This window comes from Pantoea sp. X-Soil-TKNS-1207, from assembly GCF_059730485.1.
Genome location: NZ_AP035958.1, coordinates 1,054,643 through 1,076,442 on the forward strand (window position 1 = coordinate 1,054,643; position 21,800 = coordinate 1,076,442).

21 protein-coding genes are annotated in these 21,800 nt (G+C 57.2%); 12 read left to right on the forward strand and 9 right to left on the reverse strand.

The annotated features are described in order from the left end of the window. The first annotated feature begins 21 nt into the window (after positions 1-21). A complete protein-coding gene (gene secD, locus AC6I8V_RS04750) occupies positions 22-1,869 on the forward strand; it encodes a protein translocase subunit SecD (protein ID WP_497844773.1) in 1,848 nt (615 codons plus the stop codon). A gap of 10 nt (positions 1,870-1,879) precedes the next feature. Further along, positions 1,880-2,848, forward strand: coding sequence for a protein translocase subunit SecF (secF, locus tag AC6I8V_RS04755; protein WP_497844774.1), 969 nt, complete (start codon positions 1,880-1,882; stop codon positions 2,846-2,848). A gap of 58 nt (positions 2,849-2,906) precedes the next feature. Here the strand turns inward: secF and AC6I8V_RS04760 are convergent, their stop codons facing one another. Then, complete coding sequence (locus AC6I8V_RS04760; RefSeq protein WP_497844775.1) at positions 2,907-3,470, reverse strand: SadB/YajI family lipoprotein; 564 nt, start codon at positions 3,468-3,470, stop codon at positions 2,907-2,909. Between the two features lie 188 nt (positions 3,471-3,658). Here AC6I8V_RS04760 and nrdR point away from each other — a divergent pair, with 188 nt between their 5' ends. From nrdR to pgpA, 6 genes are all read left to right on the forward strand, one after another. Then, the gene (gene nrdR, locus AC6I8V_RS04765; protein WP_013508107.1) at positions 3,659-4,108 is read left to right on the forward strand and encodes a transcriptional regulator NrdR; all 450 of its coding nucleotides are present in this window, start codon (positions 3,659-3,661) and stop codon (positions 4,106-4,108) included. A gap of 3 nt (positions 4,109-4,111) precedes the next feature. Beyond that, positions 4,112-5,215: a bifunctional diaminohydroxyphosphoribosylaminopyrimidine deaminase/5-amino-6-(5-phosphoribosylamino)uracil reductase RibD gene (ribD, locus tag AC6I8V_RS04770; RefSeq protein WP_497844776.1), complete on the forward strand. Its 1,104-nt coding sequence runs from the start codon at positions 4,112-4,114 to the stop codon at positions 5,213-5,215. Between the two features lie 77 nt (positions 5,216-5,292). Next, positions 5,293-5,763, forward strand: a complete 471-nt coding sequence (gene ribH, locus AC6I8V_RS04775; RefSeq protein WP_497844777.1) for a 6,7-dimethyl-8-ribityllumazine synthase — start codon at positions 5,293-5,295, stop codon at positions 5,761-5,763. Positions 5,764-5,782: 19 nt separating this feature from the next. Next, positions 5,783-6,202, forward strand: coding sequence for a transcription antitermination factor NusB (gene nusB, locus AC6I8V_RS04780; protein ID WP_497844778.1), 420 nt, complete (start codon positions 5,783-5,785; stop codon positions 6,200-6,202). A gap of 45 nt (positions 6,203-6,247) precedes the next feature. Next, complete coding sequence (gene thiL / locus AC6I8V_RS04785; RefSeq protein WP_497844779.1) at positions 6,248-7,225, forward strand: thiamine-phosphate kinase; 978 nt, start codon at positions 6,248-6,250, stop codon at positions 7,223-7,225. Next, entirely contained in the window at positions 7,212-7,706 is a 495-nt protein-coding gene (gene pgpA / locus AC6I8V_RS04790) for a phosphatidylglycerophosphatase A (RefSeq protein WP_497844780.1), read from the forward strand. Before thiL ends, pgpA begins: the two co-directional genes overlap by 14 nt. 35 nt (positions 7,707-7,741) lie before the next feature. Here pgpA and AC6I8V_RS04795 read toward each other — a convergent pair whose 3' ends face one another. The 4 genes from AC6I8V_RS04795 to xseB form a co-directional block, all read right to left on the reverse strand. Beyond that, positions 7,742-8,716: an aldo/keto reductase gene (locus tag AC6I8V_RS04795; RefSeq protein WP_497844781.1), complete on the reverse strand. Its 975-nt coding sequence runs from the start codon at positions 8,714-8,716 to the stop codon at positions 7,742-7,744. Positions 8,717-8,803: 87 nt separating this feature from the next. Continuing rightward, positions 8,804-10,669 carry a 1-deoxy-D-xylulose-5-phosphate synthase gene (gene dxs / locus AC6I8V_RS04800; RefSeq protein WP_497844782.1) on the reverse strand — a complete coding sequence of 622 codons (1,866 nt, stop codon included), beginning with the start codon at positions 10,667-10,669 and terminating at the stop codon, positions 8,804-8,806. 19 nt (positions 10,670-10,688) lie between these two features. Further along, complete coding sequence (gene ispA, locus AC6I8V_RS04805) at positions 10,689-11,588, reverse strand: (2E,6E)-farnesyl diphosphate synthase (RefSeq protein ID WP_497844783.1); 900 nt, start codon at positions 11,586-11,588, stop codon at positions 10,689-10,691. Then, entirely contained in the window at positions 11,588-11,830 is a 243-nt protein-coding gene (xseB, locus tag AC6I8V_RS04810) for an exodeoxyribonuclease VII small subunit (protein WP_084873123.1), read from the reverse strand. Before xseB ends, ispA begins: the two co-directional genes overlap by 1 nt. Positions 11,831-12,065: 235 nt before the next feature. Here xseB and thiI point away from each other — a divergent pair, with 235 nt between their 5' ends. Continuing rightward, positions 12,066-13,514 (forward strand): tRNA uracil 4-sulfurtransferase ThiI, encoded by a 1,449-nt coding sequence (gene thiI / locus AC6I8V_RS04815; protein WP_497844784.1) that lies wholly within the window; start codon positions 12,066-12,068, stop codon positions 13,512-13,514. 98 nt (positions 13,515-13,612) lie between these two features. Here the strand turns inward: thiI and yajL are convergent, their stop codons facing one another. Together yajL and panE are read right to left on the reverse strand one after the other, a co-directional pair. Next, a complete protein-coding gene (gene yajL, locus AC6I8V_RS04820; protein ID WP_497844785.1) occupies positions 13,613-14,212 on the reverse strand; it encodes a protein deglycase YajL in 600 nt (199 codons plus the stop codon). After that, entirely contained in the window at positions 14,166-15,086 is a 921-nt protein-coding gene (gene panE, locus AC6I8V_RS04825; protein WP_497844787.1) for a 2-dehydropantoate 2-reductase, read from the reverse strand. The genes yajL and panE overlap by 47 nt, the downstream gene beginning before the upstream one ends. Before the next feature lie 126 nt (positions 15,087-15,212). Between panE and AC6I8V_RS04830 the strand changes: the two genes are divergently transcribed. Beyond that, complete coding sequence (locus AC6I8V_RS04830) at positions 15,213-15,704, forward strand: YajQ family cyclic di-GMP-binding protein (protein WP_497844788.1); 492 nt, start codon at positions 15,213-15,215, stop codon at positions 15,702-15,704. Here the strand turns inward: AC6I8V_RS04830 and AC6I8V_RS04835 are convergent. Then, positions 15,701-17,485, reverse strand: coding sequence for a sigma-54-dependent Fis family transcriptional regulator (locus AC6I8V_RS04835; RefSeq protein WP_497844789.1), 1,785 nt, complete (start codon positions 17,483-17,485; stop codon positions 15,701-15,703). The two genes, AC6I8V_RS04830 and AC6I8V_RS04835, sit on opposite strands and share 4 nt — an antisense overlap. Before the next feature lie 291 nt (positions 17,486-17,776). On the opposite strand from AC6I8V_RS04835, the gene exaC reads away from it, so the two are divergent. Together exaC and adhP are read left to right on the forward strand one after the other, a co-directional pair. Further along, positions 17,777-19,297 carry an acetaldehyde dehydrogenase ExaC gene (exaC, locus tag AC6I8V_RS04840; protein ID WP_497844790.1) on the forward strand — a complete coding sequence of 507 codons (1,521 nt, stop codon included), beginning with the start codon at positions 17,777-17,779 and terminating at the stop codon, positions 19,295-19,297. 32 nt (positions 19,298-19,329) lie between these two features. Then, complete coding sequence (gene adhP / locus AC6I8V_RS04845; RefSeq protein ID WP_497844791.1) at positions 19,330-20,370, forward strand: alcohol dehydrogenase AdhP; 1,041 nt, start codon at positions 19,330-19,332, stop codon at positions 20,368-20,370. Between the two features lie 34 nt (positions 20,371-20,404). Here the strand turns inward: adhP and AC6I8V_RS04850 are convergent, their stop codons facing one another. After that, positions 20,405-21,769, reverse strand: a complete 1,365-nt coding sequence (locus AC6I8V_RS04850) for an MFS transporter (protein ID WP_497844792.1) — start codon at positions 21,767-21,769, stop codon at positions 20,405-20,407. Positions 21,770-21,800: the final 31 nt, after the last annotated feature.

Below are 21,800 nucleotides of genomic sequence, written 5' to 3' on the forward strand. Positions count from 1 at the left end.
TTCTTCCCGAAGGAAACTGCCGTGTTAAACCGTTATCCTTTGTGGAAGTACATCATGCTGGTCGTCGTGATTCTCGTCGGCCTGCTCTATGCGCTTCCCAACCTTTATGGTGAGGATCCGGCCGTTCAAATCACTGGTGCGCGCGGTGTCGCCGCCAGTGAGCAAACGTTGGATCAAATCCAGACTGCATTAAAACAAGATAATATCCCGAGCAAATCCCTCGCTCTGGAAAATGGCGCGATTCTGGCGCGTTTTGCGAACACGGATGTGCAGCTGCGCGCCCGTGAAGCGATTGTAAAGTCTCTTGGCGAGAGCTACGTTGTGGCGCTTAACCTGGCGCCGGCTACCCCGCGCTGGCTGAGCCTGCTGGCCGCAGAGCCGATGAAACTCGGTCTTGACCTGCGCGGCGGCGTACACTTCCTGATGGAAGTGGATATGGATACCGCACTGAGCAAACTGCAGGAGCAGAATGCCGACGGTCTGCGCAGCGATTTGCGCGATAAAGGCATCCCTTACGTCAACGTCAATAAAATTGCTAACTATGGCGTGGAAATTGGTTTCCGTGACGGCACCAGCCGCGATGCGGCGATCAGCTATCTGTCGTCACGTCACCAGGATCTGGTGATCTCCAGCCAGGGCGCCAACACCCTGCGTGCGGTGATGAGCGATGCGCGTCTGAGTGAAGCGCGTGAATATGCTGTGCAGCAGAACATCAACATTCTGCGTAACCGTGTAAACCAGCTCGGCGTTGCGGAACCACTGGTTCAGCGTCAGGGTTCTGACCGCATTGTGGTTGAACTGCCGGGTATCCAGGATACGGCGCGTGCCAAAGAAATTCTGGGCGCAACGGCGACGCTGGAATTCCGTCTGGTCAACACCAGCGTGGATCCGAGTGCTGCGGCCAGTGGCCGTGTTCCGGGCGACTCTGAAGTGAAGCAGACGCGTGACGGCCAGCCTGTGGTGCTGTACAAACGCGTGATTCTGACCGGTGACCACATCACCGATTCCACGTCCAGCATGGATGAGTACAACCAGCCGCAGGTGAACATTTCACTGGATGGCGCGGGCGGTAACATCATGTCGAACTTCACCAAGGACAACATCGGTAAGCCGATGGCGACCCTGTTTGTGGAGTACAAGGACAGTGGTAAGAAAGACGCGAATGGCCGTGCGATTCTGGTGAAAGAGGAAGAAGTGATTAACGTGGCGAACATTCAGTCGCGCCTCGGTAACAGCTTCCGTATCACCGGCATCAACAACCCGAACGAAGCCCGTCAGCTGTCGCTGCTGCTGCGTGCCGGTGCGTTGATTGCGCCGATTCAGATTGTCGAAGAACGCACTATCGGCCCAACTATGGGTCAGCAGAACATCACGCAGGGTCTCGAAGCCTGTCTGTGGGGTCTGATTGCGTCCATCATCTTTATGGTGGTGTTCTATAAGAAATTCGGTCTGATCGCCACCAGCGCCCTGCTGTGTAACCTGGTGCTGATTGTCGGCATCATGTCACTGCTGCCGGGGGCAACGCTCACCATGCCGGGTATTGCCGGTATCGTGCTGACGCTGGCGGTAGCGGTGGATGCGAACGTACTGATTAACGAACGTATTAAAGAAGAGTTGCGTAACGGACGTTCCGTGCAGCAGGCGATTCACGAAGGCTACAAAGGCGCCTTCTCCAGTATCGTCGATGCCAACGTCACGACGCTGATTAAAGTCATCATTCTTTATGCGGTCGGTACCGGTTCAATCAAAGGTTTTGCGATTACCACAGCTATCGGTATCGCGACCTCCATGTTTACCGCTATCGTCGGCACCCGTGCCATCGTTAACCTGGTGTACGGCGGCAAACGCATCAACAAGCTGTCTATCTAAGGAGTGCGTTGTGGCACAGGAATACAGTATTGAACAGCTGAACCACGGGCGTAAGGTCGTTGACTTTATGCGCTGGGACACGCTGGCCTTTATCATCTCCGGCTTGCTGATTGTGGCGGCTATCGCCATCGTTGGCGTGCGAGGCTTCAACTGGGGCCTCGACTTTACCGGCGGGACGGTGATTGAGATCAACCTGGAAAAACCGACCGAGCTGGACAGCCTGCGCGTAGCGCTGGTGAAAGCCGGTTTCCAGGAACCGCTGGTACAGAACTTTGGCAGCAGCCGTGACGTAGTGGTGCGCATGGCGCCGGTTCAGGGCCCGGCGGGTCAGGAACTGGGCAACAAAGTGGTCTCGGTGATTAACGAAACCGCGCAGCAGAACGCAACCGTCAAGCGTATCGAGTTCGTCGGCCCAAGCGTGGGCAGCGATCTGGCGCAGGCGGGGGCGATGGCGCTGCTGTCGGCGCTGATTGCGATTCTGATCTACATCGGTATCCGCTTTGAGTGGCGTCTGGCACTCGGCACCGTACTGGCGCTGGCGCATGACGTGATCATCACCTGCGGCCTGCTGGCGTTGTTCCATGTCGAGATCGACCTGACCATCGTGGCATCGCTGATGTCGGTGATTGGTTACTCGCTCAACGATAAAATCGTGGTTTCCGACCGTATTCGTGAGAACTTCCGCAAAATTCGTCGCGGTTCGTCTTACGATATTACCAACGTGTCGCTGACCCAGACGCTGAGCCGTACCCTGATCACCTCGCTGACGACGCTGGCGATGATCCTGATCCTGTTCATCTTCGGTGGTGCGTTGCTGAAAGGCTTCTCGCTGACCATGCTGATTGGTGTGACCATTGGTACCATCTCATCAATCTACGTCTCTTCAGCGCTGGCGCTGAAGCTGGGCATGAAGCGTGAACATATGCTGGTGCAGAAGGTAGAGAAAGAAGGCGCCGATCAGCCTTCAATCATGCCGTAACAGTTTGCAGAAAGCACAACGGGCTGCCTCAGGGCAGCCCGTTTTTTTTGTCTGTCGATCAGCGGGTTGTGCTGCTGGCGGCAACGCCGGTGACGTCATGAATACGTACATAGCCGAGCTGCTCAGGCGTCAGGCCACTGAGGCGCAGCGGCACGCTGACCTCGCTGCGTGGCGTCAGGCTGGCGGGCACGCTGATGGTCTGGCTGAGGCTTTCCGCATTAAGCGGTTTGCCGCTGGCCGGGTCCAGCTCGCCCCAGACCACGGTGGCGCTCAGCGCCGGAACCGGTTGGTCATTGGTCGAGCGGATATTCAGGCTGGCGCGGCTGCCACCGGCCTCAACAGCCACATTCGTCAGCGACAGACGCAGTTTGCCGAGCTGGGTTTGCAGCTCCACTGGCGTGCTGGCTTGCGGCAGCAACCATGCGCCCTGGCTGGATTGCCCGTTAAGCTGACCCTGAATTTCCAGCGCGCTGGCCTGATTCGTCAGCTGACGCATTTGCTGATTCAGCTGACTGACTTCCTGATGCAGCTGAGTAACCTGCGGTGAAACCGGCGTTGAACTACAACCGCTCAGAACCAGCAAAGAAAGCGCTGCCGGCGCCCATAACATCCTGATCGTCATGCAATGTCCTTTCCGTTGTTGGGAAATACGTAAAATTTGTCCGGCGGCGATCTTATCAGGATGCGCTGGCATTGGCTTGTTTGCTGTGACAACGGCGAGGAAACATAAGCTTGTTACATGAACACATTTTGTTGAAACCGAGATCGCGCTACACTGTGTGGCCCCTTTATCTCGCGACAGGAAACCTCATGCATTGCCCATTCTGCTCCGCTGTGGACACCAAAGTGATAGATTCGCGCCTGGTTAGTGAAGGATCATCGGTGCGTCGTCGCCGCCAGTGTCTGGTGTGTCATGAGCGTTTTACCACCTTTGAAGTGGCTGAGCTGGTGATGCCGCGCGTGGTAAAAAGCAATGATGTGCGTGAACCCTTCAACGAAGATAAGCTCAGCAGCGGCATGATGAAGGCGCTGGAGAAGCGCCCGGTGAGTGCCGATGCGGTGGAGAGCGCCGTCAGCCATATCAAAACTCAGCTGCGCGCCACCGGCGAGCGCGAAATCCCCAGTAAGCTGATTGGCAACCTGGTGATGGACGAACTGAAGAAGCTCGACAAAGTAGCTTATATTCGCTTCGCCTCGGTTTACCGCAGCTTTGAAGATATTCGTGATTTTGGCGAAGAGATCGCCCGCTTACAGGACTAATCCATGACCGACGAACGCTATATGGCGCGCGCGCTGGAGCTGGCGCGTCGCGGACGTTTTACCACCACACCGAACCCTAACGTCGGTTGTGTGATTGTGCGCGACGGCGAGATTGTTGGCGAAGGCTACCATCAGCGTGCCGGTGAGCCGCACGCCGAAGTCCATGCGTTACGCATGGCGGGCGACAACGCGCGTGGCGCGACCGCCTATGTCACCCTTGAACCCTGTAGCCATCATGGCCGCACGCCACCCTGCTGCGATGCATTGATCGCTGCCGGTGTCAGCCGGGTGGTGGCGGCGATGCAGGACCCTAATCCGCAGGTCGCCGGGCGCGGTCTCTATCGTCTGCAACAGGCGGGGATTGAGGTCAGCCACGGTCTGATGATGAACGACGCGGAAGCACTCAATCGCGGCTTCCTGAAACGGATGCGCACCGGTTTCCCGTGGATCCAGCTCAAGCTGGGGGCCTCACTGGATGGCCGTACCGCAATGGCGAGCGGCGAAAGCCAATGGATCACTTCTTCAGCCGCAAGGCGCGATGTGCAACGTTTACGTGCCCAGAGTTCGGCTATTCTTACCACCAGCGCCACGGTGCTGGCGGATAACCCGTCACTCACGGTGCGCTGGAACGAACTGAATGATGACGTGCGCCAGCAGCTCGACGAAACCCAGCTGCGCCAGCCGGTCCGCGTGGTGATCGACAGCCAGCAGCGTGTTACGCCACAGCATCGTCTGATCGATCAGCCGGGCGAAACCTGGCTGATGCGCAGCCAGCCGGACCAGCAGGCCTGGCCGCAGAGCGTCACGCAGATTGCCGTGCCGCAGCATGAAGGGCGGCTGGATCTGGTGGGGATGATGATGTTGCTCGGTCAGCGCCAGATTAATAACGTCTGGGTTGAAGCGGGGGCGTCACTGGCCGGAGCGTTATTGCAGGCCGGACTGGTCGATGAACTGATTGTTTATCTGGCGCCGAAGCTGCTGGGTAACGCCGCGCGTGGCCTGTGCGAACTGCCTGGACTGGAGCGTCTCGCTGCGGCCCCGGCCCTGAATTTTAGCGATGTGCGCCAGGTAGGCGAGGACCTGCGTCTGACCCTGACGCCGCGCTGAAAAGCCTGAGCGCGTCGCCAAATTGTATGATAGAATCCGCCCCCCTGCGGGGCTATAACAACTCCCAAAGGATATGTATGAAAGTTATCGAAGCTCCTGTTGCCACGCCTGATGCTAACGTTGCCATCGTAATTGCGCGTTTTAACAACTTCATTAATGACAGCCTGCTGAACGGTGCGGTTGATGCGCTGAAGCGTATTGGCCAGGTGAAAGACGAAAATATCACCATTGTCTGGGTTCCGGGCGCCTATGAATTGCCACTGGCTGCGCGTGCGCTGGCCAAAACCGGTAAATATGACGCTATCGTAGCGCTGGGTACCGTGATCCGTGGCGGCACTGCACACTTCGAATATGTGGCCGGTGAAGCCAGCTCGGGTATCGCGGACGTCGCTATGAACAGCGATATTCCGGTCACCTTTGGCGTGCTGACCACTGAAAACATCGAGCAGGCGATTGAACGCGCCGGCACGAAAGCAGGTAATAAAGGTGCCGAAGCGGCCCTGACTGCACTCGAAATGATTAACGTATTGAAAGCCATCAAAGCCTGATTTTTGTAAGGGGAATTTTGTGAAACCTGCTGCTCGTCGTCGCGCCCGTGAGTGCGCTGTCCAGGCGCTTTACTCCTGGCAGCTGTCCAGGAACGACATTGCCGATGTGGAATACCAGTTTCTGGCGGAACAAGACGTCAAAGACGTCGATATCAGCTACTTCCGCGAACTGCTGTCCGGTGTGGCGACCAACAGCGCGTACCTGGATGGTCTGATGAAACCTTACCTGTCGCGCCAGCTGGAAGAGCTGGGCCAGGTCGAGAAAGCCATCCTGCGCATTTCGCTGTATGAACTGAGCAAACGTGATGATGTGCCCTACAAAGTGGCCATCAACGAAGGTATTGAGCTGGCAAAAGTATTTGGCGCTGAAGACAGCCATAAATTTGTCAACGGCGTACTGGATAAAGCCGCTCCACAAATCCGCCCCAACAGAAAATAAGTGCAAAAGGCCGGCTTCCCGGCCTTTTTTCATTGAGACCTGACTATGCCCTGTGGTGAATTCGAACTGATCGCACGTTATTTTAACCGCGTCACCAGCTCCCGCCGCGATGTTGAGAAAGGAATTGGTGACGACTGCGCCTTACTTAACGTGCCAGAAAAACAGACGCTGGCCATCAGCACCGATACGCTGGTGGAAGGCGTGCATTTCCTGCGAGATATCCATCCGGCCGATCTCGGCTACAAAGCCGTCGCGGTCAACCTGAGCGATCTGGCTGCGATGGGTGCCGATCCCGCCTGGCTGACGCTGGCGCTGACCTTACCTGAAGTGAACGAAAGCTGGCTGGCGGCGTTTAGCGACAGCCTGTTTGAGTTGCTTGATTACTACGATATGCAGCTGATTGGCGGCGACACCACCCGTGGTCCGCTAAGCCTGACGCTGGGTATTCATGGCCTGGTGCCGACGGGCCGGGCGCTGAAGCGCTCTGGCGCTAAACCGGGCGACTGGATTTTCGTCACCGGTACGCTGGGCGACAGCGCGGCCGGACTGGCGCTGTTGCAGCATCGCTTCCGCCTGTCGGATCCGGCCGTGCATGAAGCGCTGATCAAACGCCATCTGCGTCCGATGCCGCGCGTGCTGCAAGGGCAGGGGCTGCGCAATCTGGCCAGCTCGGCCATCGATTTATCGGATGGCCTGATCTCCGATCTCGGCCATATTTTGCAGGCCAGCCGCGTTGGCGCGCGTATCAATCTTGAGGCGCTGCCGCTTTCGCCAGCCCTGCGTGACCATTTCGAGCTGCCCCAGGTGCAGCGCTGGGCGCTGAGCGGCGGTGAAGACTACGAGCTGTGCTTTACCGTGCCGGAAGTGAATCGTGGCGCACTTGATGTGGCGCTCGGCCATCTTGGCGTGCCTTACACCTGCATTGGTCAGATCGCACCGGAAGCGGACGGACTCACCCTGCTGGAAAACGGCAAACCGGTGAGTTTTCATCACAAAGGATTTGATCACTTTGACGTTAAATAAAGATGTAGCCCGCGGTCGCCTGCGCATGTCCAATCCGTGGCATCTGCTGGCGACCGGTTTTGGCAGTGGCTTAAGCCCGGTGGTGCCGGGCACCATGGGATCGCTGGCGGCGATCCCGTTCTGGTGGCTGATGACCTTTCTGCCGTTGCAGATCTATACCCTGCTGGTGCTGATCGGCATCAGCGTCGGCGTCTATCTGTGCCATCGCACCGCCAAAGATATGGGTGTGCACGATCACGGCAGCATCGTCTGGGATGAGTTTATCGGTATGTGGATCACCCTGATGGCGATCCCGATGATGAGCTGGCAGTGGGTGCTGGCAGGCTTTGTGATCTTCCGTATTCTGGATATGTGGAAGCCGTGGCCGATCCGCTGGTTCGATCAGAACGTCCATGGCGGCATGGGAATTATGGTCGACGATATTATCGCTGGGGTGATTTCAGCGGTGATTTTGTATGGCTTAGGGCACGTAATGTTGTGATTTGCCGGGTGGCCGTAAATGGCCACCCTACAAAATTATTCAAATCCCACTACCGGATGCGGCTGATACACCGACTCCAGCTCGGCGATATCCACTGAACTCAGCTCGACATCCACCGCTTTCACCAATTCATCGAACTGCTGCGCGCGGGATGCGCCAATAATCGGCGCGGTCACCGCCGGTTTATGCAGCAGCCATGCCAGCGCGATCTGCGCCCGCGTTACGCCCTTATCGGCGGCCAGCGTCTCAATACGCTGGGCGATGGCGGCATCGTTCTCTTCGGTGCTGCTGTAGAGTTTTTCCATCACCTCATCTGAGACCGAACGCGCGGTGGTTTCTCCCCACGGACGCGTCAGTTTACCGCGCGCCAGCGGACTCCACGGCAGCACCGCAATGCCTTCACGCAGACATAGCGGATGCATTTCGTTCTCTTCTTCGCGCTGAATCAGGTTGTACTGATCCTGCATACTGACAAAACGCGTCCAGCCTTCGCGGGCCTGCAAAGCTAGCGCCTGTTCGAATTGCGCCGTATGCATCGAAGAGGCGCCGATATAGCGCGCTTTACCGGACTGAACCACGTCGTGCAGGGCTTCCAGCGTTTCCTCAATGGGCGTGTCGTAATCCCAGCGGTGGATCTGCAACAGGTCGACATACTCCATGCCGAGCCGCTCCAGGCTGTGTTCAATCGATTGCAGGATATTTTTGCGGGACAACCCCTGCGATAGATTACTCAGCGGAAAGTAGACCTTGGTGGCCACCACCACGTCGTCGCGGCGGGCAAAATCTTTCAGCGCGCGGCCGACAATTTCTTCGCTGCTGCCGTCGGAATAGGAGTTGGCGGTATCAAAAAAGTTGATGCCGGCCTCCAGCGCCTGTTTGATCAGCGGTCGGCTACTCTCTTCCGGTAATGTCCAGGCGTGCTTGCCGCGCATCGGGTCGCCATAGGTCATGCAGCCTAAGCAGAGACGCGAAACCTGTAAGTCGGTCTGGCCTAAACGGATGGTTTTCATGGGGGCTCCTGCTCTTATGCTTAAGGGAAAATCATCCCTTAAGCATAGCAGCAGGCTCGCTCACCGGGCGGTGAGCGAGCAAGGGGATTACTGCGCGAGCCAGCTGGCGATTTGCTGCTGAATACCGGCGGCATCCAGCTGGTAGTCATGGCGCACTTCTTCCTGGGTACCCTGCGGGATGAACTCATCGGGCAGGCCGAGGTTCAGCACCGGGACGCGCAGGCGTTTCGCCATGACAAATTCGTTCACGCCGCTGCCTGCGCCGCCCATGATCGCCCCTTCTTCCAGGGTAATCAGCGCGTCGTGGCTGGCCGCCAGTTCAGCAATTAACGCTTCGTCCAGCGGTTTGACGAAACGCATATCAACCAGAGTCGCATTCAGCGCTTCAGCCGCGGCGGCGGCTTCCGGCAGCAGGGTACCGAAGTTGAGGATCGCCAGCTTCTCGCCCTGACGTTTCACCACGCCTTTGCCAAGCGGCAGGCTGGCCAGCGGATCCAGCGTGGCGCCGGTGCCGGTGCCGCGCGGATAGCGCACCGCACTGGGGCCATCCTGATAATGGTAACCGGTGTACAACATCAGGCGACATTCGTTCTCGTCGCTTGGCGTCATAATGACCATGCCCGGAATGCAGCGCAGATAGGCCAGATCGAACGCGCCCTGATGGGTTTGTCCGTCAGCACCCACGATGCCGCCACGATCGATGGCAAACAGCACGGGCAGCTTCTGAATCGCGACATCGTGGATCACCTGATCATAGGCGCGTTGCAGAAAGGTGGAATAGATCGCCACAATCGGTTTATAGCCGCCAATCGCCATGCCCGCAGCGAAGGTCACTGCGTGCTGTTCGGCAATGGCAACGTCAAAATATTGCTGCGGATAGTCGCGGGAAAAACTCACCATTCCCGAGCCTTCACGCATCGCCGGGGTAATGGCCATCAGGCGCGCATCGTCAGCGGCGATCTCACTCAGCCAGCTGCCGAACACTTTTGAGTAGCTCGGCAGACCACCGGCGCTTTTCGGCAGCGAACCGCTGGCCGGATCGAATTTCGGCACTGCGTGCCAGGTAATCGGATCTTCTTCCGCGGGCGCGTAGCCTTTGCCCTTTTTGGTCATGATATGCAGGAACTGCGGCCCTTTCAGGTCACGCATATTCTTCAGCGTATTCACCAGCGCCAGCACGTCATGGCCGTCTACCGGGCCGATATAATTAAAGCCGAGTTCTTCAAACAGCGTGCCCGGCACCACCATCCCTTTCAGATGTTCTTCGGTCCGTTTCACCAGCTCTTTGATCGGCGGCAGGCCGCCCAACACGCGCTTGCCGCCTTCGCGCAGGCGCGAATAGATTTTACCGGAGAGGATCTGCGCCAGGCGATTGTTCAGCGCCCCCACGTTTTCGGAGATCGACATCTCGTTGTCGTTGAGGATCACCAGCATATCCGGTTTGATGTCGCCCGCGTGGTTCATGGCTTCAAACGCCATACCGGCGGTGATCGCGCCATCGCCAATGATCGCCGCGGTGCGACGACCTTTGCCTTCACGCTCGGCGGCAACGGCCATGCCCAGTGCCGCGCTGATGGAGGTCGAGGAGTGGCCAACGCTCAGCACGTCGAATTCGCTCTCTTCCCGCCATGGGAACGGATGCAGGCCATTTTTCTGGCGGATGGTGCCGATGCGATCGCGGCGTCCGGTCAGAATTTTATGGGGATAAGCCTGATGGCCTACGTCCCACACCAGATGGTCAAACGGGGTGTGGTAAACATAATGCAGCGCCACGGTTAGTTCGACGACGCCCAGACCCGAAGCGAAGTGGCCGCTGGAGCGGCTGACGCTGTCCAGCAAATACTGACGCAGCTCGTCACAAAGAACCGGAAGTTTTTCTTTCGGCAGTAAACGTAATTCCTGTACCGAGCTTGCCAGCGCCAGTGTCGGGTATTTTGCAATATCAAAACTCATCAGAGACTCATTATGAAAGTTATTTATCGCGTTCAATTATGAAGCTAGCCAGCGCTTGTAATGCTGTCGTGTTAAATGATTGCGCGGCCAGAATATCCAGCGCGCCCAGCGCCTCCTGATAGAGGTCCCAGGCTTTTTGGCGGGCTTGATCCAGCCCCATCAGTGCCGGATAGGTGCTTTTGCCGAGCGCCTGATCGGCGCCCTGGGTTTTGCCCAGCACGGCAGTGTCACCCACGACATCCAGGATGTCATCCTGCACCTGAAACGCCAGTCCGATGGCGTTGGCATACACATCCAGTATCGGTAAGGCTTTACGACCCGGCTCGCCCGCCGTCAGTGCACCAAGACGCACTGCGGCGCGAATTAATGCGCCGGTTTTATGGCGGTGGATTCGCTCCAGCAGCGCCAGGTCAATGTCTTTGCCTTCGGCGGCGAGATCCAGCGCCTGACCACCGCACATCCCCGCGACGCCGCTGGCCTGAGCCAGTTCAGAAATCATCGCGATACGCGCTTCTGCACTGACGCCGGGCATCGGCTGGTCAGCCAGTATGGAAAACGCCAGAGTTTGCAGGGCATCGCCGGCGAGGATCGCCGTGTCTTCACCATATTTGATATGGCAGGTTGGCTGCCCGCGGCGAAGCGCATCGTCATCCATCGCAGGCAGATCGTCATGAATCAAAGAGTAAGCATGAATGCATTCGACCGCCGCAGCGGGCGCATCCAGGCTGGCCGGATCGGCCTTCAGCATCTCACCGGTGGCGTAAACCAGAAAAGGGCGCAGACGCTTACCGCCTAATAGTGCCCCATATTGCATGGCATTCACCAGAGGAGAACTCTGAAAAGGAAGTGGATCTAACAGGCGCGTCAGCGCAAGGTTCACTCTTTCGTGATAGGCGCTCAGCAGTTTGGCAAAATCCATCAGTTATCTTCCGGGGTAAAAGGGGCGAGCGCGGCATCTTTATCGTCGCTGAGCAGAATCTGCACGCGCTGCTCTGCCTGTTGCAGGGTTTGCTGACCGCTGCGTGCCAGCTGGACGCCACGTTCGAACTCTTTCAGCGCCTCTTCCAGCGGCAGTTCGCCACTCTCCAGACGGCTGACGATCTGTTCCAGCTGCTGTATTGCGCTTTCAAAACTGGCGGGCGCTTCGGCTTTTTTCGGCATAATCAGTGTCGACTCACAGGTTGGGTCATCATCTTGCAGTCGGTCATGGTAGCCGACGAGGATTAATTAGCAAAATAATGAATGTGACTGCGGATGCAGAAGCAGTCACCTGACAAAGGTGATATACTCTCGCGCCTCGGATGCGGACGCTCCTGCTCATGCCCGCAATTATGTGATTTTACCAGCTAAGTGCCGATGCTTTTAGCACTTATTTGCCCAACGAACCTGTGTCGCCATGAAGTTTATCATCAAGCTTTTCCCCGAAATCACCATCAAGAGTCAGTCGGTGCGACTGCGCTTTATCAAGATCCTGACCGGGAACATTCGTAACATTCTTCGTACCTTAGATGATGACGTCGCGGTCGTGCGTCACTGGGACCACATTGTGGTGCGGGCGAAGAACGAGTCGCTGCGTGAAACGGTTATTACTGAACTGACCCGCATTCCTGGCATTCACCATGTGCTGGCGGTGGAAGATCGTGAATACACCGATATGCATGACATCTTTGAGCAGACGCTGGCGCAATATCGCGAACGTCTGGAAGGCAAAAGTTTCTGCGTACGCGTGAAGCGTCGTGGTAAACACAGCTTCAGCTCGCAGGATGTGGAGCGTTACGTCGGCGGCGGTCTGAACCAGCACATCGAAACCGCGCGCGTGCAGCTGAACAATCCTGATGAAACCGTGAATCTGGAGATTGAGAACGAACGCCTGCTGCTGATCACTGGCCGCTATGAAGGGCTGGGCGGTTTCCCGATCGGTACCCAGGAAGATGTGCTGTCGCTGATTTCCGGTGGTTTCGATTCAGGCGTTTCCAGCTATATGCTGATGCGCCGTGGTTGCCGCGTGCACTATTGCTTCTTCAATCTCGGCGGTGCCGCCCATGAGATTGGCGTGCGCCAGGTGGCACATTATCTGTGGAACCGCTTTGGCCGTTCGCATCGCGTACGTTTCGTCGCCATCAATTTTGAACCGGTGGTCGGTGAGATCCTCGAGAAGGTTGATGATGGTCAGATGGGCGTGGTGCTGAAGCGTATGATGGTACGCGCGGCGTCAATGATTGCCGAGCGCTACGGCGTGCAGGCGCTGGTTACCGGCGAAGCGCTGGGCCAGGTATCGAGCCAGACGCTGACTAACCTGCGTTTGATCGACAACGCTTCCGATACGCTGATTCTGCGTCCGCTGATTTCCCACGACAAAGAGCACATCATCAAGCTGGCACGTGAGATTGGCACCGAAGATTTTGCCCGCACCATGCCGGAATATTGCGGCGTGATTTCGAAAAGCCCGACGGTAAAAGCGGTGAAGGCGAAGATCGAAGCGGAAGAACAGAACTTCGATTTCACTATTCTTGAACGTATGGTGCAGGAAGCCAGCAACGTGGATATCCGCGATATCGCTGAGCAGACGCAGGAAGACGTGGTGGAAGTGGAGACTGTCGCATCGTTCACGGACAATGACGTGGTGCTGGATATCCGTTCGATTGATGAGCAGGATGATACGCCGCTGGCATTGGAAGGGGTTGAAGTGAAGTCGCTGCCGTTCTACAAGCTGAGCACCCAGTTTGGCGATCTTGACCAGAGCAAAACCTGGTTGCTGTACTGCGATCGCGGCGTGATGAGCCGTTTACAGGCGCTGTACCTGCATGAGCAGGGCTTTACCAATGTGAAGGTATATCGACCTTAAGGTCGATATACCCGGTAGCGGCGCGATTTATCGCGCGGGTTTTTCCGGCAACGCACACGGAATTGCGTGATAAATCGCGCCGCTACAGGTTTTACGCGTTACGATTCCTCGTAATTATAAATTCCTGCCGCCAGCACCAGCTGCGATGCCACATCGCGCGCTTTCTCTTTATCCACCAGCAGATCAATCAGCTTCAGCGCAAAATCAATCGAGGTGCCTGGTCCCTGGCTGGTCAACAGATTCACGCGCGGGTCCCATACCACCCGACGTTCCATCCATTTTCCTTCCGGGATGGTCTCTTTCAGACCGGGGAAGCCGGTCATATTCCCCACCGGGAACAGATCGTGCGGGATCAGCACCGTGCCAGGCGCGGCGCAAATCGCTGCCACGATGCGACCGGAGAGATGAAACTGGCGCACGGTTTCCACCAGCAGCGGGCTGTCGCGGAAGGTTTCTGCCCCTTTTAAACCCCCTGGCAGGACGATGGCAGCAAAATCGTTATCCGCCACTTCTACCAGCGGTGCGTCGGCCAGCAAACGCACGCCGCGCGAGCAGACGATTTCCCGGCTGCCATCGCTTTCGACACTGGCGGTAGTGACCTGCAAACCGCCACGCACCAGCAAATCGATGGTGGTGACCGCTTCGGTCTCTTCACTGCCATGTGCCAGGCAAACCAGAACCGATGCGTTCGTGCTCATATTGGGACTCCTTGCGTTTAATCAGGTCATACAAACGGGTGTTTTCCGGCACCGCAATGCCCTGCGCCCGCGCGCGGCGCAGCAGGTAGCCGGTAATGTAATCAATTTCAGTCTGGCGCTGCGCCCGCACGTCCTGCAACATTGAGGAGACGTTGGCGGCGGTGTTGTCGATCACGTCATAGATGATGTCGCGCAGATTATCGACGGCAATATGGTGGCCTTCACGCTCCATCACCCAGGCGATCTCTTCGCAAAGTCGGGCAATCTGCTCCGGCCAGGCGCGCAGGGCGCCGTTCTGGCAATCATGTTCTACCGTCAGCGGGTTAATCACGCAGTTCACCGCCAGCTTGCGCCAGCAGGCGGCGGCAATGTCGTTATGCCAGGCCACATCGGGCAATGCCTGATGCAGGATGTCAGCGATGTCGCTCATCGCTTCACTCTCGCGGCTGGCCGGGCCAATATGGGTTACCCCCTGCGCCACATGTTTGATCACGGTACCATCGCGCATGGCGGCATGGGTGGTGATGCCGCGCAGCAGTGGCTGCGGCACATCCTTCAGCTCATCCAGCGTTCCCATGCCGTTGTGCAGCAACAGAATGGGCGCATGGGCAGGAAACACGCTTTGCAGGTTCTTCACCGATGGCGACACCTGCGGGGCTTTTAACGTCACCAGTAATAACTGGCTCTCCGCCAGAAACAGCGGGTCATTGGCAATAAAGGTGTGGTTGCTGACGTGGCCTTCCGGATCAACGACATTCACCGAGCAGTACGGCTGCGGCACACGCAACCAGCCCTGTACATCGTGCCCCTGGCGTGCGAGAGCAGCGAGCCAAATCTGACCCAGGGCGCCGCAACCCAACACGGTAATTTTCATTTTGCCTCCCGCTGGCGGGTTATCATTTTTACAACACACTTACAGTATAGCTTTCGGTGTATCGTGTTTTATTAGCGCGACAAGACGCGTATTATGCATGTCACTTTAGCGTCAGGAGAAGACAAGATGCCATCTTTCGATATCGTTTCTGAAGTCGAATTGCAGGAAGTCCGTAATGCGGTGGAAAATGCCAGCCGTGAACTGTCTACCCGCTTTGATTTCCGCAACGTCAGCGCCAGCATTGAGCTGAACGAAAAGAATGAGACCATCAAAATCAGCACCGAATCTGATTTTCAGGTTAAACAGCTGGTGGATATTTTAAGGGAAAAACTGCTGAAGCGCGGTATTGAAGGGGCGGCAATTGACGTCCCGGAAGAGATCGAACACAGCGGTAAAAGCTGGAGCGTCGAAGCCAAACTGAAAAAAGGCATCGAAAGCGACGTGGCGAAGAAGCTGGTTAAGCTGATTAAAGACAGCAAGCTCAAAGTCCAGACCCAGATTCAGGGCGATGAACTGCGCGTGACCGGCAAGTCACGCGACGACCTGCAAAGCGCCATGGCGCTGGTGCGCGGCGGCAACCTCGGCCAGCCGTTCCAGTTCAAAAACTTCCGCGATTAATCGCGTTTGTCGCGCGCAGCACGGCGATACAGCGTGCTGCGGGCGATACCTAACGCCTGCGCCGTTTTGCTGATATTGCCGTTAAAGCGTTGCAGGGTATCGGCAATCAGCCGTTCATCATGACTCTGCATATCTTCTGCCACCGCCACGGGCGCCGCGCGACGATATTCGGCCGGCAGATGCACTTCACTCACTTCTTCCCCTTCATCGGCCAGCGCCAGCAGTACGCGCAGCAGGCTGCGTAACTGACGCACATTGCCCGGCCAGGGCAGCTGCGCCAGCGCGTCCAGCAGCGACGGTGTCAGCTGAATATCGCGTTCCGCGCCGCCCAGCTCCAGCCACAAACGGTAAATAAACCCTTGTAAATCAGGCCAGTCGCGCAGCGGCGGGATGGTCATGGAAAATTCCTGTAACCGGTAGAGCAAATCCTCACGGAATTCGCCCTCGGCTACACGCAGCGCCAGATCGCGATGGGTCGCGCAAATAACGGCAAAGTTGACCGGCCAGCTGCGGCTGGAGCCGAGCGGCGCCACTTCTTTTTCCTGCAACACGCGCAGCAGGCGGGTTTGCAGCGCCAGCGGCATGTCGCCAATTTCGTCGAGGAACAGCACGCCGCCGTCGGCCTCACGGATTTTGCCGATGTAGCCATTTTTGCTCGCGCCGGTAAAGGCACCGGGCTGATAGCCAAACAATTCGGACTCGATCAGCGATTCCGGGATGGCGGCACAGTTGATGGCGACAAACTTACCTTCGCGCCAGCGGCTCTGCTGATGCAGCGCGCGGCTGACATACTCTTTACCGCTCCCGGTTTCTCCGAGGATGCACAATGAAACGCCCGCATTAAGCAGACGCACCATTTTTTCGCCATCGCGACGCAGGGAGAAGGGCAGGTCGCTGGCGGTGTCGGCTGGGGTGGCAAAATGGGTGCGGGTAGGGGCGCGCAGGCGGAAATACCAGGTTTGCGCGCCGTGATTCAGCGGCAGCGGGATGGTGTTGGCGGCCTGGTTCTGCTGCGGGAACAGCTGCTGGAAGGTCAGCGTACCGAGCTGTTCCGCGCTGAGCGCCAGCTCGCGCATCGCCAGACGATTGGCCGCCGTCAGCACATTATCGGAGAACACCAGCAGCAGCTCGTCGCTGGTATCGATGCCCTGCGGTTCCCCGTGCAGGCTCATCAGCCATTGTTGCGGATGCAGGCTCTGCTTCACCCACAGGTATTCAATCTGCTTAGCGGCGGCTTTGACCCAGCTGAAAGTCTGCGGATGGGGGAAGTGGGCCGGGCCGGAGATATCAATCACGCCAGCAATCTGGCCGTTCGGCATTTGTAGCGGCATGGCGGCGCAGTACAGGCCCTGATTCAACGTCAGGAAGTGCTGCTGGCCATCAATTTCACAACCATCATCGATCGCCAGCGCGGTGCCGATGGCGTTGGTGCCGCGTCCGCATTCGCTCCAGAGGTTGCCGGGTGACAGCGCATAACGCTGGGCTTTTTCCATCGACTGCATATCGCCAAAGGTATGCAGCACCATACCGCTGGCATCGGAGAGGATCACCACCGATTGTTTCCCGGCCATCTTCTGCGCCAGCTGATTGATCACCGGCTGGGCAAATTGTTGCATGCCACTGTTGCTGGCCAGCAAATCCGCCAGCTCTCCCTGGCGTACACGAGGAAAGTCATCAGCGGTGCGATCAAGGCCGTAAAGCTGGCTGCGAAACCAGGAATCACTTAAGAGCGGATTGGTATTTACGGCTGATGCAAACGCGGCGGATGAATTTCCCTGCATTGGTAACCTCATGCCTTAGCAAAGTGTTGCGACATTGTAGCTTTTAGGTTTTTGTGGTGTTGCGATATGCAACACAGATGGCGATTTTTATCGCTCAATCCCTCGCCAGTTACAGGGTTATGTTCTTGGTAACCGACTGATTAGTATTACCATTTATTGAATAATCGCAAGCTGAAAAAAACTGGCACGTCTGCTGCAATAACTTCCCTGGCAGCGGGCTGTTCAATCTGTTGACCCTCAGGTTGCCGCTGCCAGCTTCAGAACATCTGACCCTACATTAAGGAGTTTGCGATGCGTTATGCACATCCCGGCACGCCCGGCGCTTTGGTTTCCTTTAAAGCGACTTACGGCAACTACATTGCGGGCAAATTCATAGAGCCGCTCAGCGGCCAGTACTTTACTAACACCTCGCCAGTTGATGGCAGTGAGATTGCGCAGTTCCCGCGTTCCGACGCGCGCGATATCGATCTGGCACTGGATGCCGCTCACCAGGCCGCTGACGCCTGGGGGAAAACCAGTGTTCAGCAGCGTGCCAATCTGCTGCTGCAAGTGGCGGATCGGATCGAAGCCAATCTGGAAATGCTGTCCGTTGCCGAAAGCTGGGACAATGGCAAACCGATCCGCGAAACCCTGAATGCGGATCTGCCGCTGGCGGTGGATCATTTCCGCTACTTTGCGGGTTGCCTGCGCGCCCAGGAAGGCAGCACGGCGGAAATTGATGAGCACACCGTGGCTTACCATTTCCACGAGCCGCTGGGCGTGGTGGGGCAAATTATCCCGTGGAACTTCCCGCTGCTGATGGCGGCGTGGAAACTGGCGCCCGCGCTGGCTGCCGGTAACTGCGTGGTGCTAAAACCCGCCGAGCAGACGCCGCTGGGTATTACGCTGCTGATGGAGCTGGTCGGCGATCTGTTCCCGGCAGGGGTGCTCAATGTGGTGCAGGGCTTTGGTCGTGAGGCGGGTGAAGCGCTGGCCACCAGCAAACGCATCGCCAAAATCGCCTTTACCGGCTCCACTCCGGTGGGGCGTCATATCATGGCCTGCGCCGCAGAAAACATCATTCCCTGCACCGTCGAGCTGGGCGGCAAGTCGCCGAATATCTACTTTGCCGATGTGATGGACGGGGAGCCGGAGTTTATTGAGAAGGCGGTGGAGGGGCTGGTGTTGGGCTTCTTCAACCAGGGCGAAGTTTGTACCTGTCCGTCACGCGCGTTGATCCATGAATCGATCTACGCGCCGTTTATGGAGCGCGTGATGGCGAAGATTGCCACCATTCGCCGCGGCGATCCGCTGGATACCGACACCATGATTGGCGCGCAGGCGTCACGTCAGCAGTTCGACAAAATTCTCTCCTATATTGATATCGCGAAGCAGGAAGGGGGACAGATCCTCACCGGCGGCGAGCGCGCCAGCATTGCACCGGCGTTCGACAATGGCTTCTACATCCAGCCGACGTTGATTAAAGGCGACAACCAGATGCGTTGTTTCCAGGAGGAGATTTTCGGGCCGGTGATCGGCGTCACTACCTTTAAAGACGAAGCCGAAGCGCTGGAGATCGCCAATCAGACGCAGTTTGGCCTCGGTGCGGGCGTCTGGACACGGAATACTAATCTGGCGTATCGCATGGGGCGTAGTATCAAAGCAGGGCGCGTCTGGACCAACTGCTACCACATCTACCCGGCTCATGCTGCGTTCGGGGGGTATAAGCAATCCGGCGTGGGACGCGAAACCCATAAGATGGCGCTCAGCGCTTATCAACAAACCAAGAACCTGCTGGTTAGCTACGACATCGCACCACTGGGCTTGTTCTAAGCCCGCATCCGACCCTTTTGGAGAGTGAATTGATGAACATGAAGATCAAAACCACCATGAAAGCGGCAGTTGTGAAATCATTCGGTGAACCCTTAGTGATTGAGGACGTGCCGGTACCTTCGGTGGGGCCAGGTCAGATTCTGGTGAAAATCGCCGCCACCGGCGTATGCCATACCGACTTACATGCTGCCGAGGGTGACTGGCCGATCAAGCCGAATCCGCCGTTTATTCCCGGTCATGAAGGTGTCGGTCAGATTGTGGCGCTGGGTGAGGGTGTGAAGCATCTTAAGCTGGGCGATCGTGTGGGTGTGCCCTGGCTCTACTCGGCCTGCGGTCACTGTGAATATTGTCTGGATAGCTGGGAAACGCTCTGTCTGACGCAGCAAAATGCGGGCTACTCGGTGAACGGTAGCTTTGCGGAATATTGTCTCGCCGACGCCAATTATGTCGGGGTTCTGCCCGACAATATTGAGTTCAATGAAATTGCGCCCATTCTGTGTGCCGGCGTAACGGTGTACAAAGGGCTGAAGATGACCGATACCAAACCAGGCGACTGGGTGGTGATTTCTGGTATCGGTGGACTCGGGCATATGGCGGTTCAGTATGCCGTGGCGATGGGGCTGAACGTGGCCGCCGTCGATATTGACGACGAGAAGCTGGCGTTTGCCAAACGCCTGGGCGCCAGCGTGGTGGCAAACGCCAAAAACGTCGATCCGGCCAAACTGTTCCATGAAAGTTTTGGCGGTGCGCACGGTGTGCTGGTGACGGCGGTTTCGCCCAAAGCCTTCGAGCAGGCGCTTGGCACGATGCGTCGTGGCGGCACCATGGTGCTGAACGGTCTGCCACCGGGTAAATTCGACCTGTCGATCTTTGATATGGTGCTGGACGGCATTACGGTGCGCGGTTCGATTGTTGGCACCCGCAAAGATTTGCAGGAAGCGCTCGATTTCGCCGGTCGTCATAAGGTGAAAGCTAACGTGGCGGTCGAGCCGCTGGTCAATATCAACGACATCTTTGCCCGTATGCACGCCGGTAAAATTGAAGGGCGTATCGTCGTGGATATGTCGCTGTAAATAATAAGCCCGACGCAATGGTCGGGCTTTTTTTTTAACAGCTGGCGAGCAGCGCCTCCAGTTCGACGCGGCTCGTCACCTTACTGTCGATCTTGATGTAAGCGCTTTTCTCTTCCGGCACGATAAACACCGACGCCACGCCCGGTTGCGCCTTCAGGCGTTTCTCAAGGTTCGGCACCGCCAGCACCGCATCACTCAATACAATACGCAGGCTGCTGACATAAGGCGGTTCCTGCATCGACATGCTGATAAACAGCCAGATCGCGGCGACCACCGCACCCACCAGAAACACGGTCTGCGCGTCAAAATGCCCGAATACCCAACCGCCCATGCTGCCGCCAATCGCCACGCCCAGGAACTGGCTGGTGGAATAGATGCCCATTGCGGTGCCTTTGTAGCCCGGCGGGGATTCTTTGCTGATCAGTGACGGCAGAATCGCTTCCATCAGGTTGAAGGCGAGGAAGAACAGCTGCACGCCGACCACCAGCGTCCAGAAGTGATTGCCCGCGCCCCACAGCACGATTTCGGCGATCACAATTAAACCGACGCAGCCGACGAATACGCGCTTCATGCGACGCTTCACTTCGGCATAGATGATGAACGGCACGACGCTGACAAACGCAATCAGCATGGTGACCAGATAGATTTTCCAGTGTTCTGAGGCGGGGAAGTTGGCTTGTTCAAACTGACCCGGCAACGCGACGAAGCTCGACATCAGCAGAATATGCAGGCAGAGGATGCCGATATTCAGTTTCACCAGGCGCGGATTGGTCAGTACCGCGCGAATGCTGCCTTTGACCATGCCGGATTCGCGGTTCAGTACGTGATTCGGGGCCGCAGGCACCACCAGCAAAGTAATGACAATGCCGCTGCTGGCAAGAATCGCAATCATCCAGAACAATGCGTGCAGACCAAGTGCATGGGTGATAATCGGGCCAATCACCATGGCGATGGCGAAGGTGACGCCAAAACTGATGCCGATAAACGCCATCGCTTTGGTGCGGTTCTGTTCACGGGTTAAATCCGACAGCAGCGCCATCACGGCGGCAGCAATCGCGCCGGAACCCTGCAACGCACGGCCGAGGATCACGCCCCAGATGGATGTGGTAGTGGCGGCAATCACGCTGCCCAGCACAAACACCAGCAGTCCGCCGACGATCAGCGGTTTACGACCGATACGGTCCGAGAGTAACCCGAAGGGAATCTGGAAGATTGCCTGCGCCAGGCCATAGATGCCAATCGCCAGGCCAATCAATGTTTCACTGGCACCCTGTAAGGCCATGCCGTAGGTGGTGAGCACCGGCAGAACCATAAACATTCCCAGCATACGCAGGGAAAAAACCGTACCCAAACCCCATGTAGCGCGCAGCTCTACCGGAGTCATTTTATTATCTTTCATTCCAACCTCTGTAAGTTTGCAGCACTTATTT